The sequence below is a fragment of the Sphingomonas sp. M1A8_2b genome (assembly GCF_053345535.1).
On the sequence record NZ_JBKFAH010000002.1, the window covers coordinates 488,288 to 506,207 of the forward strand.

At 65.2% G+C, this 17,920-nt stretch carries 11 protein-coding genes; 5 read left to right on the forward strand and 6 right to left on the reverse strand.

Annotated features, from left to right (window positions below):
- Positions 1-56: 56 nt before the first annotated feature.
- Positions 57-2,579, forward strand: a complete 2,523-nt coding sequence (locus ACLBWL_RS10560; RefSeq protein WP_447792780.1) for a TonB-dependent receptor plug domain-containing protein — start codon at positions 57-59, stop codon at positions 2,577-2,579.
- A gap of 74 nt (positions 2,580-2,653) precedes the next feature.
- Positions 2,654-3,172, forward strand: a complete 519-nt coding sequence (locus ACLBWL_RS10565) for a RidA family protein (RefSeq protein ID WP_447792782.1) — start codon at positions 2,654-2,656, stop codon at positions 3,170-3,172.
- Between the two features lie 184 nt (positions 3,173-3,356).
- On the opposite strand, the gene ACLBWL_RS10570 is transcribed toward ACLBWL_RS10565, so the two are convergent.
- Positions 3,357-4,313, reverse strand: a complete 957-nt coding sequence (locus ACLBWL_RS10570) for a bifunctional methionine sulfoxide reductase B/A protein (RefSeq protein WP_447792784.1) — start codon at positions 4,311-4,313, stop codon at positions 3,357-3,359.
- Between ACLBWL_RS10570 and ACLBWL_RS10575 the strand changes: the two genes are divergently transcribed.
- A complete protein-coding gene (locus ACLBWL_RS10575; RefSeq protein WP_447792786.1) occupies positions 4,312-5,580 on the forward strand; it encodes a metallophosphoesterase in 1,269 nt (422 codons plus the stop codon). The two genes, ACLBWL_RS10570 and ACLBWL_RS10575, sit on opposite strands and share 2 nt — an antisense overlap.
- Before the next feature lie 19 nt (positions 5,581-5,599).
- On the opposite strand, the gene ACLBWL_RS10580 is transcribed toward ACLBWL_RS10575, so the two are convergent.
- The 5 genes from ACLBWL_RS10580 to ACLBWL_RS10600 all read right to left on the reverse strand — a co-directional run bounded on the left by ACLBWL_RS10580 (position 5,600) and on the right by ACLBWL_RS10600 (position 13,072).
- Entirely contained in the window at positions 5,600-7,129 is a 1,530-nt protein-coding gene (locus ACLBWL_RS10580) for a CehA/McbA family metallohydrolase (protein ID WP_447792788.1), read from the reverse strand.
- Positions 7,129-8,256 (reverse strand): Ca2+-dependent phosphoinositide-specific phospholipase C, encoded by a 1,128-nt coding sequence (locus ACLBWL_RS10585; RefSeq protein ID WP_447792790.1) that lies wholly within the window; start codon positions 8,254-8,256, stop codon positions 7,129-7,131. The genes ACLBWL_RS10580 and ACLBWL_RS10585 overlap by 1 nt, the downstream gene beginning before the upstream one ends.
- Positions 8,250-11,342: a TonB-dependent receptor gene (locus ACLBWL_RS10590; protein ID WP_447792792.1), complete on the reverse strand. Its 3,093-nt coding sequence runs from the start codon at positions 11,340-11,342 to the stop codon at positions 8,250-8,252. Before ACLBWL_RS10590 ends, ACLBWL_RS10585 begins: the two co-directional genes overlap by 7 nt.
- A 124-nt stretch (positions 11,343-11,466) precedes the next feature.
- A complete protein-coding gene (locus tag ACLBWL_RS10595; protein WP_447792794.1) occupies positions 11,467-12,414 on the reverse strand; it encodes a FecR family protein in 948 nt (315 codons plus the stop codon).
- 70 nt (positions 12,415-12,484) lie between these two features.
- The gene (locus ACLBWL_RS10600) at positions 12,485-13,072 is read right to left on the reverse strand and encodes an RNA polymerase sigma factor (RefSeq protein WP_447792796.1); all 588 of its coding nucleotides are present in this window, start codon (positions 13,070-13,072) and stop codon (positions 12,485-12,487) included.
- A gap of 163 nt (positions 13,073-13,235) precedes the next feature.
- Here ACLBWL_RS10600 and ACLBWL_RS10605 point away from each other — a divergent pair, with 163 nt between their 5' ends.
- Both ACLBWL_RS10605 and ACLBWL_RS10610 read left to right on the forward strand, forming a co-directional pair.
- Entirely contained in the window at positions 13,236-14,477 is a 1,242-nt protein-coding gene (locus ACLBWL_RS10605; RefSeq protein WP_447792798.1) for an NAD(P)/FAD-dependent oxidoreductase, read from the forward strand.
- Between the two features lie 274 nt (positions 14,478-14,751).
- Positions 14,752-17,871 carry a TonB-dependent receptor gene (locus tag ACLBWL_RS10610; RefSeq protein ID WP_447792799.1) on the forward strand — a complete coding sequence of 1,040 codons (3,120 nt, stop codon included), beginning with the start codon at positions 14,752-14,754 and terminating at the stop codon, positions 17,869-17,871.
- Positions 17,872-17,920 lie beyond the last annotated feature (49 nt).

The window sequence follows — 17,920 nt, forward strand, 5'->3', positions numbered from 1 at the left end:
TCAACTGAAACGGGGGCGATGCCTGGAAGCGATCATCATCAAGGGGGGATTACCTTATGAAGACCGTCACCAGCATTTCACGCGGCGCACTGGTCGCGGCGCTTGCCAGCATGCCAGTCGCGGCCGCGCACGCGCAGGCGATCGAGGCCGCCGCACAGGCAAGTGCGCCGGGCGACGACATCATCGTCACCGGCACGCGCGCCACCGGGATCACCGCGGCCGAAAGCGCCGCGCCGATCAAGGTGCTCGACGCCGATCTGATGAGCCATGTCGGCCAGCCGAACCTCAACCAGGTGCTGACGCAACTGGTGCCGTCGTTCACCGCGCAGGCGTTCGGCGGCGACACCGCCAACCTGACGCTGTCCGCACGGCTGCGCGGATTGAGTCCCAACCACACGCTGGTGCTGATCAACGGCAAGCGCCGTCATGGCACCTCGAACCTCGCCGTTCTCGGCGGACCTTACCAAGGCGCGGCGACCGCCGATCTCGACTTGATTTCGCCCTCGTCGATCAAGCGCATCGAGGTGCTCGAGGATGGCGCGGCGGCGCAATATGGCTCGGACGCGATCGCCGGCGTCATCAACATCATCCTGAAGGACGACAAGGAGGGCGGCGATGGTTATGCGACCGCGGGCGAGAATTACGACACCGGCGGGCGCACCTATGCCGGCACGCTGCACCTCGCGACCAGGCTCGGCGAGGCGGGCTTCATCAACGTCACCGGCTTCTACCGCTATCACGACTTCACGCAGGTCGGCGGGCTCGATCGCCGCGTCACCGACATCAACGGCAACCTGCTGAGCAGCACGACGACGCCATCGATCACCGCGCTTCAGCAAAGCCTGTATCCGGGCATGTCGGGCTTCCCCTATGTCAACAAGATCAGCGGCGATGCGCAGTCGCGGTCGACCAATCTCCAGTATAATTCCGGCTATGATCTCGGCGGCGTCGAGCTCTACAGCTTCGGCACCTATTCGCGGCGCATCGCCAGCGCATACGAGAATGTCCGCGTGCCGACGCGGGTCTCTCGCACGGTCGCTGGGGTGACGACCTACTTCGATCCCGAAGGCGACAGCCCGGTCAACGGCTTCTCGCCGCGCGAAAAGATCCGCGAGGAGGACATGGCGGTCACCGGCGGCCTGCGCGGCGACGCGAGCGGTTTCCATTACGACCTGTCGGGCACCTACGGGCAGGACAAGAACAAGATCTACACCGTCAATTCCGCCAATGCCTCGCTCTACGCGGATACCGGTTTCACGCCGACCAGCTTTTACGACGGTTTCTTCAAATCGAGCGAATTCACCGCCAACGCCGATTTCACGCACGAGATCGCGGCGGGCATGGCGGCGCCGATCAACCTTGCGTTCGGGGCCGAATATCGCCGCAATGTCTATGAGATCGGCGCGGGCGACGCCGCATCGACCTACAAGGAAGGCGGCCAGTCCTATCCCGGTTTCCGCGCCTCGGATGCCGGCGTGAATCGGCGCAATTCCCAGGCGGCCTATGTCGATGTCGCGCTGCTGCCGGTCGAGGGCCTCAAGGTCGACGTCGCCGGCCGCTACGAGCATTATTCCGATTTCGGCAGCAAGTTCATCTACAAGGGAACCTCGCGCTACGACTTTTCCGATGCGTTCGCGCTGCGGGGGACGTTTTCGACCGGCTTCCGCGCACCGACGCTGGCGGAGTCGTTCTACTCGGCGACCAACGTGTCGCCGACCTCGGCGTTCGTCCAGCTTCCCGCCAATTCCGCGGCCGCCAAGCTGATCGGCTTTGACAATCTGAAGCCCGAAAAGTCGACCAACTACAGCCTCGGCACGGTGATCCGGCCGGTCCCGCGGCTGACGATCACGCTCGATGCGTATCAGGTGAAGATCGCGGATCGCATCCTCGGCACCGGCTCGATCTTCGGCAGCGGCGGCGCGACCAATTTCCCGATCGTCACCGCCGCGATCCAGGCCAACGGCAACGTCCTCGACTCGACCGTCAGCCAGACCGGCATCAACATCTTCACCAACGGCGCCGACACGCGAACCCGCGGTATCGATTTGGTCGCGAGCTATGCCAGCGATTTCGGCGACTATGGGAAGGCGACCTGGACGCTGTCGGGCAACTACAACAAGACCAAAATCACCAAGCTGGCCACTGCGCCCGCCGCGCTCGGTAACATCTCGCTGTTCGACGACGGCGCGCGCGCCAATATCGAGACCGCGTCGCCGCGCGTGAAGCTGATCGGGTCGACCTTCTACACGATCGAGAAAGTCTCGATGACGCTGCGCGGCACGGTCTACGGAAAGAGTTCGTCCAAATACAGCCCCGACGGCGGGACCTTCTACACGCAGAAGATCGGTACCGCGTTCATCGGCGACGTCGAACTGAACTTCAAGGCGACCGAGGCGCTCGAATTGTCGGTCGGTGCGAACAACGTGTTCAACAAGAAATCGCCGACGCTGGGGCTGGTACCCGGCACCACCAACAACACGCTGGTGGGCGGCGGGAACCAACTCGACGCGCCGCTGACGTTCAGCCCGTACGGGATCAATGGCGGCTATTATTACGCCCGCATCAACGTAAGCTTCTGACAAACGGGGCGCGGTGACCCTCGTCATCGACGCCCAGGGATCGCACCGTGTTTTCGACTTCCGGGAGAAATGCCATGAAAATCAAGACCGTATCGATTGCTGCCGCCATGACCCTTGCGCTGGCGTGGCCGGGGATGGCCGCCGCCGCCGCCAAGTCCGGCGTGATCCGGCATGCCAACACGCCCCCCGGACTGATCCTCCAGGGGGTGACCGTCCCGGCGGGCGCGACCACGTTGTATCTCAGCGGCCAGCTCGCGGCGCAGATCGACCCCACCAGGAAGATCGCACCCGCCGACCTGACGATCGCGGATTTCGGCGATACCCGGACGCAGACGATCAGCGTGTTCACCAAGATCAAGGCGATCCTCGCGGCACGGGGCTACGCGATGAGCGACATCATCAAGCTGACGGTGTTCGTCGCGGGCGATCCGAAGCTTGGCGGCAAGATGGACTTCGCGGGTATGAACGACGCCTTCAAGATGTTCTTCGGCACCGCGGAAAACCCGAACACCGTCGCCCGCTCGACTGTCCAGGTCGCAGCGCTGGCGGGACCGGCATTCCTCGTCGAGGTCGAGGCGACCGCGGCGAAGTGAGCGCGGTGACTTCGCGATAGTCCGGCGAGATTACCAGGAGCGGTCGATCGCGTTTACGCGCGGTGCCGCTCAGCTTACTTTTGGTCGATGCAACGAGCACCGCCTCGACGCCCGACATCGGCCGGCGATCCTGATTCGTAAGCGGGACCATCGCCGCGGGGGCGCAAGGCCGGCTGGCGCGGGCTCAAGCCGCGGCGGCGCGGCGCGGGAGTTTCCAGCCGGGGCGGACGAAGTGGCAGGTATAGCCGTTCGGCTTGCGCTCCAGATAATCCTGATGCTCGGGCTCGGCTTCCCAGAAATCGCCGACCGGGGACAATTCGGTGACGACCTTGCCCGGCCAGAGCCCCGACGCATCGACGTCGGCGATGGTGTCTTCGGCGACGGCCTTCTGGTGCGCGTCGGTATAGAAGATCGCCGACCGGTAACTGACGCCGCGATCGTTGCCCTGACGGTTGGGCGTGGTCGGATCGTGGATCTGGAAGAAGAATTCGAGCACCGTCCGGAAGTCGGTGCGCGCCGGGTCGAAGACGATCTCGATCGCCTCGGCGTGGCTGCCGTGATGGCGATAGGTCGCGTTGGCGACGGTACCGCCGGAATAGCCGACGCGCGTCGACACGACGCCGGGCAACGCGCGGATCAGGTCCTGCATGCCCCAGAAACACCCGCCGGCAAGGACCGCGCGCTCGGTATCGGCCGGGACGTCCTCGACCTGATCGAGATACGCGGCATAGCCTTGCTCCGCCATCTCGCCGCGGGGTACGAAGCGTAACGCCGCCGAGTTGATGCAGTAGCGCAGCCCGCCGCGGTTGCGGGGGCCGTCCTTGAACACGTGACCGAGATGGCTGTCGCCGTGTGCCGACCGCACTTCGGTACGCGGGATCAGCATCGACCAGTCGCGCTTCGCGGTCACGGTCTCAAGGTCGATCGGCTTGGTGAAGCTGGGCCATCCGCAACCGGACTCGTATTTGTCCGCGCTCGCGAACAGCGGCTCGCCCGAGACGATGTCGACGTAGATCCCCGCGGCCTTGTTATGCAGCAGCGCGCCGGTGCCCGGCCGCTCGGTGGCATTCTCCTGCGTTACCCGGAACTGCTCGGGCGTCAGCGCGGCGAGCGCGGCGTCGGTCTTGCGATATGTGGTCATGTGCCATCTCCGTCGACCATCATGTGGTGCTTGTCGGCTCGGCTTTCGAGGTCGCTCGGCGTTCTGCGTCGACGACAGCGCGTGCCCCCTTGCGCCGCGCGCGCGGTTGGTCGACGCGGCGGTGCTTCAGCGCGCTGGGAGAATCTCGATCATCCACCTCATCTTCAGTCTGCCGAGCCTGCTGGTCATCGGCCGCTTCGTCTGGCCGCTGCATATCCCGCTGCTGGTCAAGGGCGGGATCGCGCTTCTGCTGCTGATCGTCTCGCAATACCATTTGTGGAGCCGGCTCTCGTCGGGGTCGGTTTTCTCGCCCGAATTTCCGCGGTTCCTCGTCATCGCATTCAACTGGGGCTTCGGCGCGATCGTGTTGCTCGCCGTGTTGCAGGTGCTGCTCGATGTCGGGACGGTAGCGGTCATGGTGGTTCGCTGGGACCGCGTGATCGTGCCCGACACGCTGCGATACGGCATGGCCATCACGGCGGCCGTGCTGGCGGCGATCGGCGTCCAGCAGGCGATCCGCGTTCCCCCGGTACGCAACATCGAGATCGGCATCCGCGGACTGCCGCCGCAGTTCGACGGCTATATGCTGGTCCAGCTGACCGATCTCCATATCAGCCGGTTGTTTCCCGAGCCGTGGACACGCGCGGTCGTCGATCGCACGAACGCGTTGGGCGCGGACCTGATCGTGGTGACCGGCGACTTCATCGACGGCACGATCGCCGCGCGCCGCGCCGATGTCGCGCCGTTGCGCGATCTGCGGGCGCGCGACGGGATCGCCTTCATTCCCGGCAACCACGAATATTTCTTCGGCTATGACGGCTGGATGCGCCACTTCGCCGACATGGGCATGCGGGCGCTGGCGAACGCGCATGTCGTCCTCGAGCGTGACGGGGGCCGATTGGTCGTGGCGGGCGTCACCGATCTGTCGGCGATCGGCACGCATCATCCCGCACCCGACCTCGCGGCTGCACTGCGCGGCGCTCCGGCGGACGCACCGATCGTCTTGCTCGATCATCAGCCGAGGACTGCGCGTCAGGCGGCGGCGCGCGGTGTCGCGCTGCAGCTGTCGGGGCACACGCATGGCGGGCTGATCGCCGGGCTGGACAGGCTGTTCGGGCCAGCGAATGGCGGCTTCGTCTCGGGGCGCTACGATGTGTCGGGCATGACGCTTTATGTGAACAACGGCACCGCGTTGTGGGCCGGTTTCGCGCTGCGGCTGGGGCGCCCGTCCGAGCTGACCCGGATCACGCTTCGCGGCACCGACTGAAACCCGCATTCGACACGCATCAGCGGGTCGAATCTGTCACGTAGATCGGGTTGCCGATCAGCACTCTCCGGCCGCCGGCAGTACGGATATCCGCCCGCATCCAACGGACCGCGTGTCCCGCGCCGATCGTGAACGCCAGCTTGGCGTCCGAGCCCGCGATACGACCTTCGTTCGGCAGCGGACGATGCACCCCGTCGACGATCAGGTCGACGACATCGCCGTCCGCGCCGGCGACGTGCACAAAGCCATGGATCGCCTGGCGCGAGCGGCGGGTGAGGGTGCCGCCCATGACGGTGATCGCACCCGGATCGACGCTGGCGGAGAGGTCGAGGACCCGGCCGGGATGCGCGCCCTCCAGGTCGACGAACACGCGGCCCGATCGGACGCCGGCAAGAATGGCGGCCTGCGACAGATCGGTGGCGTAGACCACGGTCGCGGGCGTGCCGACCGGCGATTGCGCGCCGACCGGGGACGTGCCGGCATGGCCGTCGATCGCATCGTGATTGTCGCTGCCGCCGATGCCGGTCAGACGAAAGCCGCGATCGAGCAGCTTTTCCCACCACGCGGTGCCGGAGCCCGCGCCGTCGTCGAACGCGCCGCCATGATCCGCCGCGATGCCGCCATTGGCGACCTCGATCGCGCCGACCCGGCTGTAATCGGTGCCGGGCGCCGACCAGCCGCAGCCGAGGCAGTTCTCGCCCGTCGGGATTTCGGGATGGTTGATCGAGATGACGGCACCGGTCCCGCGCGAGCCGTCGAACATCGCGTTGATGTCGCGCGCTCCGGCTCCGCCCAGTCGATATTCGACGAAATCGGTCACCCCGAGCAGATTGTAATGGCCGTCCTGCGTCGTCATCTCCCGGCCCGGAATCACGAGCAGATCATCGAAGAACGGCGCGAGCGTGGCGAGGTCGGCGACCTGCGATCGGACATTGTGATCGGTCACCGTCACGAAGTCGAGATGGTGATCCTGCGCGGCTTTGAGCGTGAAATAGACCGGGCAGGGCACCGCATTGCGGTTCGGCTGACTTCGGCAGAGCGCGTCGCTGTGCCCGGTGTGCGTATGAAAATCCCCGCGAAACCACCCCGGCCCGGCTTTGATCGCACGCGTGGTGATCGCCTGCGCTGGGGCGCCGCGATCGAAATGCACGGTCATCTTGTACGGCACGGTCGCGCCGGGACGCAGGAACGCGACCGCTAGGCCGAGCCGCCACCGACCGGCGGGCAGCGGGCCGGGCAGATAGGACGCAGTCGCGAACGTCTCGGCGATGGTGATGTGCGGTTTGTTCGCGCCGCCCCAGCCCCGCTCGCGCTGCGGATCGTAGACGCCGAGCACCAGGTACGCTCCCTTGGCGGGATCGGCGCCATCGACGTCGATCGTCAGCTTGGTGACGCCGGCCGGCACGTCGAACGGAAGTTCGCGGTAACTGCCACGGTCGCGGTCGTGCAACGTGCCGGCGACCACGACGTCGGGAATCCCGGCAGGCGCAGGCTCCGACGGCGGGGGGGCGTTTCCGAGGAGCAAAGCGAGCGCGGCCGGCAACGGCATCAGCGGGGTCCTTGCTTGGAGGTGTCGGACCTACAGCGCGCGGCAACCGGGTCGCAGCGTTTCAGCACATCGCCCGGCAGGCTCGCGCGATAGGCGTAGCCGTGCGGGTTGGGTACGCCGTCATAATAGTCGCTGCTGACGTACTGGGCGCCCGACGCGACCGCGGCATCCAGACGTGTGCGGTCGTTGGCGCGCGCTTCCTTGGTGTCGGCATCGGCGCGGGTGCGAACTAGGAAGCCTTCGCGGACCAGGCGGGAGATCCGCGCCGCCTCGCCGCGTGGATCCTGGATGTTGAAGACAGCCGCCTCGGGCGACCGCTCGTCATAATAGCCGAACATCGCCCGTCCGCGCAGCGACGGATGCCCGGCGCGATACAGGTCGTAGTGCCGCTCGTCGCCGTCGAGCACGAACAGGAATCGTCCCTTCGATGCGGCGAGCGTCGGCCAGGCGTGGGCGCGCACCGCCTCCGCCAGACTGGCATGATCGCCGCGCACGCCGTCGGGCACGATCAGCCGCGCCTCGCCCATGACGGTACGGATGTCGGTATCGAGCGCGTCGAGATCGCCGGCCTCGAACTTCGCGTCGTGCAGCCAAGACCCGGCGATCGGCGGATAATCGCTGGCGTTGACCAGCACCGTGACGGGCAGATGATCGGGGTGTCGATCCGACCAGCGCCGCAGGATGGCAAGGCAGGCGCGAAAGGTGAGGCAGTGGCTCTCGATGTCGATCTGCGGAAAGTGCAGGACCTTCGCACCGGGCGCCGTCATCGCCGTGCGCGTTGCGGGCGCCGCCATCTGATACGGGGTGGCGTAAAGGCCGCCTTGCGGGTCGGGCGCGACGTCGATCTCGATCTGGCGGATCCCGATCGCGAACTGCGCTTCCAGCGGCGGATGGCCGTAGTCGAGTTCGTGCCAATATTGCGGCGCCAGCGTGCGGATTCGCGCTTCCTCGTCGGCCGACGGGTAGCGTTTGTAACTGTTGTGCGACCCGAGCAGCTGGATCTGGTCGAGCCGCAGCGTCGCCGACAGCCCTTCCACCCGTCCCGTATCGCGCGATGCGGCGGGACCGGCCAGGCCGACTGTGACCAGCGCCGCGGCCAGCCACCGTCTCGTCGCCGGCGCTACCACTGGAACGAGGTCGTCAGCTTGAAGAAGCGGCCGGTCTCGACATAGGATCCGTTGCCGCCGCCGTCCTGGACGCCCAGATACCGCGTCGACTTGCCCATCGTCTTGTAGAAGCTCGCCTTGTTCAGGATGTTCTGGACCTGCCCCGACAGCGACCATTTGCCGATGTGGTAGGTCGCGTTGAAGTTCAGCTGGCGGTTGGGTTGCAGGTACGTGTCGAGCTGATCGTTGAGGCTCAGCAATTGCCGGCCGACATATTGCCAGGCGAGCCGCCCGGAAAAGGCCGGGCGTTCGTAGAACAGCTCGGCGTTGTAGATCACGTTGGGCGCCCGCGGCAGGACGGTCGAGCCGCGACCGACGATCCCGCTGTCCGCCTTGCTGTCCTGCAGCGTCGCCGACCCCTCGACCCCGAAGCCGCCGAAGACCCGCCCGAGTTCGAAGAACTGCTTCCGCGCATGGAATTCGACGCCGTACAGATCCGCGCCGCTGCCGTTCATCGGCATTGTGTAGACCACCCCGCCGACGGTATTGGTGCCGCCGCTAGAACTCGGCGTACTACCAGTCGCGCTCGCAGTGAAGACGAAGTTCGACAGATGCTTGTAGAAGCCGGCGGTCTCGATCACCGCGCTGCGGTCGGGATACCATTCGACGCCGAGATCGACGTTGGTCGCGGTCGTCGGCTTGAGGTCCGGATTCGATCGGTTGACGAACGCCAGCGCGCCGGTGACGTCGTTATAGCTGTACGTCTCCGGACCCGCGACCAGCGCGAACGCCGGCCGCGCGAAACTGCGCCTAGCCGCAGCGCGCACGACCAGCCGATCGGTCGGGCGATAGGCCAGGTTCAGGCTTGGCAGAAATTCGTTGTAGCTGTTGCCGTCCGACGTGAAATGGCCGGTATCGTTCGGCGATGCGCCGCCGGAATCTGTGACCACCACCCAGTGCGTCGCGGTGAAGTTGGTATGCTCGAAGCGAAGCCCGGCGACCATCTGCACTGGCCCCAGTGCCGCATCCGCCTGCGCATAGCCGGCGACGACCGTCTCGGTGCCGAAGACGGTGTTCCGCGCATAGTCGTTGGTCGTGTAATAGCCGGGGTTGGCGGTCCCGTCCGGCGTGAACTGGTTAGTATAGGCGTATGGCAGGATGCTCTTTTCGAAATACGACCGGTCGTAGATCCGGAAGCCGGGATAGTTTCCGCCCATGAAATCGACGTTGCGGCCGGGGAGCGCGGACCCGGTTGGGCCTTGCCCCGCATCGAAATCGGGTCGGCTGCCGTCCGCAGCCGGAATGACGAAATTGTCGCCGTTGTTGCCGAGCAGGCCGCGGTCGTATTGCGAGCGGTCCGAGAGGCTGAGGTCGGTACCCCAGCGGATATGCTTGATCAACCCGTCGGGGGCGTAATCCATATCGAGTTTCAGTTCGTAGAGATTGTCGTCAGACTCGACGTCGCGTGCCTGAAATTTCCACGCGCGGATCGAGTCGGCGCTGAAGACGGCGTTGCGCGTCGCTGGATCGGCGAACGCGAGACCGATATTGGTCGGATTGCCGGTGTCGATCAGGACGCTGCCGCGGGGATTGCCGGCACTGTCGGTCAACAGGCTCGTGTCGCTGTACAGGCTTCCTTCGACGTAGTTCGGACGCCGCTGTTGTCCATAGCCATAGGACGCGCGCAACGATGCTGTGACTTTGTCGGACATCTTGATGTCGCTGCCGGCCTGAATCGTGCCGAGCTGCGAGATCTGGTCGCGGGCCTGGAAGTAGCTGCCGGCCAGCGTGCCGAGCGGGTTATACGCACCGTTTGCTCCGTAATAGGGGGCGGTACCGAGGAGCTGGAGGACGCCGCCGGTGATGCTGTGCTGCACGTCGACCGACGAGACCTTGTAATGGCCATAGGTGCCGCGGATGAACGCGGCGACCGCGTCGCCCTTGAAATCGAGCGAAAAATTGCCGCCGAACCGCTCGATGTTCGAATCGTAGAGATCGTATTTGATCCCCATCGCGGTCAGGTCGCCGGGCCCGGAGGTCGCCGTCGCGGGGATATAGGTGACCGCCTCGACGCTCTCCGCCGCCGATCGGCGCTGTTCGTAATAGCCGGTCGCGTAGACGCCGATGGCGTGGTTCGCGCCGAACGTCTTGGCGAGTTCGATCTGACCGACCCCGCCGAATGCCTTGAAGCCGAGCGTGTCGGCACGGTCGTTGTAATTCGCGCCGCCGGTGACCTTCAGATAATGGTCGCCATATTGGAAGCCGGTCGGCGTCGCGATGTCGACCGTGCCGCCGATCGAGTCGCCGTAATCGGCGGCGCCGGGGGTCTTCGACACGCTCGCCGAGCGCAGGCCGTAAGGCGCGATCATCTTGAGCGACAGCGCGCGGGTCGCCGGATCGGATTGCGCGACGCGCATGCCGTTGATCGAATAGGCGTTGTAGCTCGAATCGATCCCGCGGATCGACACGAACTCGGCCTCGCCCGTCGCCGCCTGGCCGAGGCCCATGTCGGCATAGGCGCTGACACCGGGCAGCACCGCGAGAATGTCGACGATGTTGCCGCCCGGCCGCCGCGCGATCGTCTCGCCGGACATGACCGCATTGGTGCCGACCTGCTGCCGCTTCCAGACGAGCGCGCGCTCCTCCTCGAGCGGTACCGTGCCGGTTACGACGATGTCGTCGGGAGGCGTGGAATCGGCGACTGCATCGGGAGCAGGGGCGCGTGTGCCGTCCTGCGTGGCGGAGCCGACCATCAGGCTGACCGGATGTCGGATGCCGGCGTTCGTCTGCGGTGCGGCGGTTCCCAGCACGACCGTTTTGCCGTCGTCGGTTCGCAGCTGCAGCGAGCTGCCCGCGATCAACTGACGGAGCGCGGCCGCTCGCGACATCGTGCCGCGGACCATCGGCGACCGAGCCTGCGCGATCGAGCCTCGCGGAAAGAAGATCTGAACGCGCGCCTGGCGGCCGAACTCGGTCAGCGCATTGGCCAGCGATTGAGGGGCGATATCGAAGCTGTACGTTCCGGTCGAAGCGACCGGCGCGGCATAGGCAGCAGGCGTCATCAGGAGCGTCGCCAACAGCGACGTTCCGGCAGTTTTCGAGCGCATGATGGAAACCTCTGTTGGTACGGATCGAGCGAGAGTGTCTTCACCCCGAAAGACGATCACCGCGCGACCAACCGCCAAGTCCGACAAAATATTCTTGCCGGATCGGTCGTAATGGCCACGCCCCTTAGCGCGTCAGCAGATACCCGGTCTCGGTGCGCGAGACGCGGATGTTGAGGCCGGCCGACACTGCATTCAGGAACGCGGTCGGGTCGGTCGTCACGAACCGCCCACCGACCGGGATGTTCGCCAGGTCACGGTCGACGATCACGATCTTGTCGACCAGGAACCGGTTATAATCCTCGACCGCGCTACCGAGCGTGGCGTCGCGGAAGAGGATTTCCTGATGCTGCCACGCGGTGATCCGGTCGACCACGCCAACATCCGCGGGGCGGACGATCGCACCGCTCGACGATAGAAGCATGCTGGAGGCCGCACCGGCCGCGGCGTCGATGGAGCCGGCCTTTCCGGGAGAGCGGGCGTGGCCGCTCAGCACCAGCAGGTCGAGCGCGTCGCTGCGGATCCGCAAGTTGAAGCGCCCTGCCGTCAGCATCACGGTCCTATGGTCGTCGTGAAGTTCGGCGTCTGGCCCCTTCCCGAGATTCAGCGCCACCTCGCCGTGTTCGATCCAGAATGTCCGTTCCGTATCCGATACGCGCCAGGACAGCCGCGAATCCGTGTTGAGGATTGCGGTGCTGCCGTCCGGCAGCCGGATCGTCCGGCTTTCGCCGACCGCGGTCGCGGCGCTTTTCCATGCATAGGCGCGTGTCGCCGTCATGCCGCCCGCGATTACGCCGACCGCTAGCATCGCGAACGACGCTTGGACGAACCCGCGCCGCGAACAGGCGGACCCTACCGATCGGGCCTGCGTGGTCGACGCCGAAAGCCCATCGTCGACGCTCTCCCACATCGCCAGCGCGCGCGCGAACGCAACCGCGTGCGCGACGTCGCTGTCGCGCCACGCGTGGAATGCAGCTTCGTCGAGTGTGCCGAGGCGGTGCCGCGCCAGCCACCCGGCGGCTTCCGCAGCATCGATGTCCGCTGCGTTCTCGATAGGTCTGCCGAACCGCGTCACCCGCGGTCCCCTGTGAACACATCCATGGTTCTAAAGACGAACGTGGCGGCCCAAGCCGCCACGGCGGTGATTAATTCGGTTTGCGCGATCCGCGTTGCCGATGATCCACGACGTCTTCTTCGCGGTGGTCGTCTGCGTCACAGCGTCGCGGTCCCAGCGCCTGAGTGAGCAGATAGGTCGCCCGGGCGAGCCGTTTCTCCAGCGTGGACAGGCTCATGCCAAGCTCTTCTGCGATCAGTCTCGGCGATTGTTCGTCGATCCGGCAGCGCTGGAAAACCGTCCGGCACGTGTCCGGTAACGCGCGGATCGCACGGGCCAGTTCGTCGCGGTGTTGTCGATCCTCGGCGAGGCTGTGTGGTCCTGGTGTATCGTCGGGGGCGTCGAAATTCTCGATATCGACGAAATGTCGAAAGTCGACGATCTTGGCGCGCCGCATCCGGTCGATCGCCAGGTTGCGCATCATCCGCAGCATATATGTCTTGGGATTGGCGATCGCGCGCCATCCTTCCGTCGACAGCATCCGCGCCAGCACGTCCTGGACGAGGTCGCGTGCCTCGTCAGTGCCGGTGCAAAGCCGCTGCGCCGCACTCAGCAGATCGCGCTCGAACGGCAGGACGTCGTCGATGAACCAGCGGTCGATGGGGCGGACGACAGTCACATGGGTTTACGCTGTTGGGGAGGGGAGCGGTTGCTCTAGGAACGGCGTGTGTCACTACCGCGACAGGGCGCGCGACCTGAGCGTGCGTTTTCGGTTGCCGGGGGACAAGGCGTGTTTCAACTGGGTCGAGGGGTTGGTCGGAAGCATGAAGGACTAGGACCGAATGACGCGACGGTATGACGTGATGATCGTGGGCGGTGGCCATGCGGGCGCGCAGGCCGCGATCGGGTTGCGCCAGCGCAAGTTCGTGGGCTCGATCGCGATCGTCGGCGACGAGCCGGACCCGCCCTATGAGCGCCCGCCGCTGAGCAAGGAGTATCTCGCCCGCGACAAGCCGTTCGAACGCCTGCTTATCCGTCCTCGCGCGTTCTGGAAGGAGCGCGAGATCGATCTTCTGCTCGGTCAAAGCGTCGTTGCGGTCGATCCGGTCGGGCACAGCGTTACGGTGCAGACCGGCGCGACGCTCGAATACGGCACGCTGATCTGGGCCACTGGTGGAACGCCGCGCCAGCTCGCCTGCGCCAAGCACGATCTGACAGGGGTCCACGCGGTCCGCACGCGCGCCGATGTCGACCGGATGATTGGCGAGCTGGACGGCGTGACGCGGGTCGTCGTCGTCGGCGGCGGCTATATCGGGCTGGAAGCCGCCGCCGTGCTCACAAAGCTGGGCAAGTCGGTGACCGTACTGGAAGCGCAGGACCGCGTGCTGGCGCGCGTCGCCGGCGCGCCGCTGTCCCGCTTCATCGAGGGCGAGCATCGATCGCACGGTGTAGACGTCAGGTTAAGCGTGGTCGTCGACGGACTTGAAGAGCGTAACGGCGCGGTTTCGGGCGTGCGGTTGGCCGACGGCGAGGTCCTGCCGTGCGAGATGGCGATCGTCGGTATCGGCATCGTACCCGCGGTCGAACCATTGCTCGCCGCGGGCGCCGTGGGGGGTAATGGCGTCGCGATCAACAGCCGCTGCCGCACCAGCCTGCCCGACATCTACGCGATCGGCGACTGTGCCGCACATGCCAACCGCTATGCGGACGGCGCGACGATCCGGCTCGAGTCGGTGCAGAATGCGAACGACCAGGCGACGGTGGTGACTAAGAACCTGACGGGCGGTATGGACGAGTACGATGCGCTGCCGTGGTTCTGGTCGAACCAGTACGACCTCAAATTGCAGACGGTCGGCCTGTCCGTCCATTACGACCGCACCATTGTCCGGGGCAATCCTGCGGACCGGTCTTTCACCGTCGTCTACATAAAAGCAGACAAGATCATCGCGTTGGACTGCGTCAATGCGGTCAAGGACTATGCGCAGGGCCGGTCGATCATCGGCGCCGAGATCGCTGGGGTCGTCGGCCTGGAAAACATCGAAAATCCACTGAAAACCCTGTTTGCACAGCCTGTGTCCGGTTGAACTCCGACGGCGAGCTCTCGTAGTCGCGCCGATCAAACTTGGTCAGCGTAGGCTGCGAAGATCGCTTTCCAGGATGCACCATGCTGATAGCGGTATCTTTTCCTTACCATCCAGAGCGAAAGCGCGCCCGCAGAGCGAGGTATCCGTCCGTCGGATTTCGATCAAACCTATTGTCGTACAAGTGCGTTCGCGCTACGGCTGGTAGCGGTAGCATCCTGATGAGGTGCGCTAGTCCAGATTTGGCGCGTAAGGAGCGCCGCTCAGAGGGGGGATCATGAAGGCGTTCAAGCTCGAATCGAGTCGGCATCAGCGCGGTGTGGCGGCGATGCGGATAGGTGTGTCGGTTGCGGCGCTGCTCGCGGGCGGCGTCGGCACGAACGCATGGGCGCAGGCAGCGCCCTCTGCCACGACGCAGGCCGCGTCACCCGAGGCTGCGATCGCGCCCGACGCGACGCAGGCCGCAGCGCCAGGGCAGGACGTCGGTCAACCGGCCTCCGCCGCACCGGGCGATGGCGAGATCGTCGTCACCGGTCGCCGTGCCGCGCTCGAAGCTGCGGACCAGCGCAAGCGTCGCAGCGAAACGATCGTCGACTCGGTCGTCGCCGACGATGCTGGCAAGTTGCCCGACAACTCGATCACAGAAGTGTTGCAACGTGTCTCGGGCGTGTCGATCGTCCGCTTTGCCGCACTGGGCGATCCCGATCACTATTCGGTTCAGGGGTCCGGCGTTCAGGTGCGCGGTCTGACAGGTGTCGCATCGCGCCTCAACGGCCGCGAGATCTTCAGCGCCAACAATGGCCGCGCGATCCTGTGGAGCGACGTCACCCCCGAACTGATGTCTGCGGTCGATGTCTACAAGGCGTCGACGGCGGACCTGATCGAGGGCGGCACCGGCGGTCAGATCGATCTGCGCACCAAGCTGCCGTTCGATTTTAACGGCAAGTTCCACGTCTCTGGCACCGGCGAACTGGCGCTCGGCGATATGGCGAACAAGGCCGATCCTTCGGGTTCGGTGCTGGTCACCGACTCGTTCGATACGCCGATCGGCCGCATCGGTCTGCTCGGCGATGTTGCGTTCAGTCAGTTCAGCTCGCTGTCGCAGTTCATCCGCGTCAGCCCCTATTTCAAAACGACGCTCAGCGACGGGAGCAGCAAGTACGTCCCGAGCGGTTTCGCGTACGGCGACGAGGCATTCCAGTATAAGCGCTACGGCATCTATGGCGCCGCGCAGTGGCAGCCGGCAGACTCGCTGACCTTCACCGGCAGCTTCTTCCAGTCGCGCTACAAGAGTCAGTCGAGCGATTACGGCACGCAGCTTGATTCGCAGACGCTGGCAGTCGATCCGGCGAGCAGCACATTCGACAGCAATGGTTTGCTGACCAAGACGAACGCGCTCTTCAACCGCGACACGACGACGTTCCTGCCCACCGGCGGAGCGGTCAACAGCAGCGGCAACAAAGGCTTCGTGCAGAGCAATACAAGAACGCGCGATTATTCGCTGTCGTTCGCCTGGGCGCCGGTCGACAGCCATTTGTCGCTGAAGGGATCGCTGCAGCGCGTCGATTCGCGTCAGATCTATGATCGCCTCGATATCTTCCGCGATATCGGGTTCGGCCAGAGCTTTGGCATGGACCTCACAGGTGATCTGCCGCAGATCAGCGTCAGTCCGGCGACGCAGGCGTCGTTCGCGGACCCGGCGAATTATTTCTGGACGGCGTCGATGCCGCACAACGAGCGGAACAAGGGGCGTCTCGACGCCGGTCAGCTCGATGCCGAATACAAGTTCGACAACAGCTTCTTCCGGTCGATCAAGGTCGGTGGCCGCTACGCCAAGCGCACCGAGCGCGATCTTTCGAACGGCTATAACTGGGCCGCGCTCGGCCGCGGCTGGAACGGCGATCCGCAGCTGACCTATGCCAACGCGGCACCGGGCGACGTGGCTAACCACGCGTTCAAGGACTTCTTCCGCGGCGAAACGACGCTGCCGGGCAATTTGATGTTCGCGTCGGAGGATCTGGCCTCGCGGTTCAACGTCAACCGTACCGGGCTGGTGCAGTCGCCGCCTGCCGGCTTCTGCACGGGTATCGAATCCAACTGTTCGGCCGCAGGTCCTCTGCCGGTCACCGGCTATGGCGGTCTTTCCGGGATTCGGCCCGTTGGTTTCGTCCTGCCGGGCGACCAGGTCGATAACAGCACCAAGAATATCGCGGGGTACGCGCTGCTCCGCTTCGGGCCCGCGGAGGACGCGCGCGGCATCTCCGGCAATGTTGGCGTGCGGGTCGTGCATATCGAGAACGAAGGCCGCGGCTTCATCCAGCAGAACGGCGGAACGGTCTTCATCCGCAACGGCGTGCAGCAGACGCTTGCGAACACGTTCCTCGCACGCGGCGGCAAGGCGGATTTCACGCGCGTCCTGCCGTCGATCAACCTTGAATATGCGCCGACCGACAGGATCAAGGTGCGCGGCGGCTATAACATCACGATGGATCTGCCGACCTTCAACGCGCTGCGGGCCTCGGGTTCGATTGGCGTGGCGACAACAGCCAGTCAGACTCCGGGCGGCATCGGGACGTTCAACAACTTCACCGCAGATACCGGCAATCCGTTGCTCAAGCCGACGCTGTCGAACAATGTCGATCTGTCGCTGGAATATTACGGACGCGCGGGCACGTCCTTCCACGTCGCGCCATTCTACAAGCGGCTGACCAACCTGCCGATCTACTCGCTGACCACCCGCCAGGTCACCGTTCAATATACGGACGGCACTACGGAGAGCGTCGCTGCGTCGGCCACCGACTACAGCAACTCGACCAAGGCGGCGACCGTCAAGGGCGTCGAGGTCGGCGGCCGGTTCTTCTTCGACATGCTGCCGGGTGCGCTTGCGGGCATCGGCTTCGAGGGCAACTACACGTTCATCAAGAGCAGCAATCCTGGCGACGTCTATCGCGACATCACCGGTGCCGTCAGGAGCGACGCGCCGCTGGTGGGTCTGTCGAAGCACAACCTCAACGCGACTCTGCTGTACGAGCGCAACCCGATCTCGCTGCGGATCGCCTATTCGTGGCGGTCGCGGTACCTGTTGTCCACGAACAGCAACGGCACGAACGGCACCTACACCTATTACAGCGCGCCTAACGTCGTCAGCAATCAGGATGGTGGCAACGATCCGACCACGCAGATCGCATTGCCGATCTACGGTGGAAACTACGGGTCGATCGACGCGGGTATCCGCTTCAAGGTGAACGACCAGTTCTCGTTCGGCGTCCAGGGCACCAACCTGACCGCGTCCACCCAGCGCACGCTGATGGGGGGCTATCCCGGTGGCGAACTGGTCGGCCGAAGCTGGTTCCAGGCCGATCGCCGGATCAGCACTGGCATAAACCTGGCCTTCTGATGATGATGCGTCGCCGGTCGACGTGATGTCGGCCGGCGACGGAGCGGAG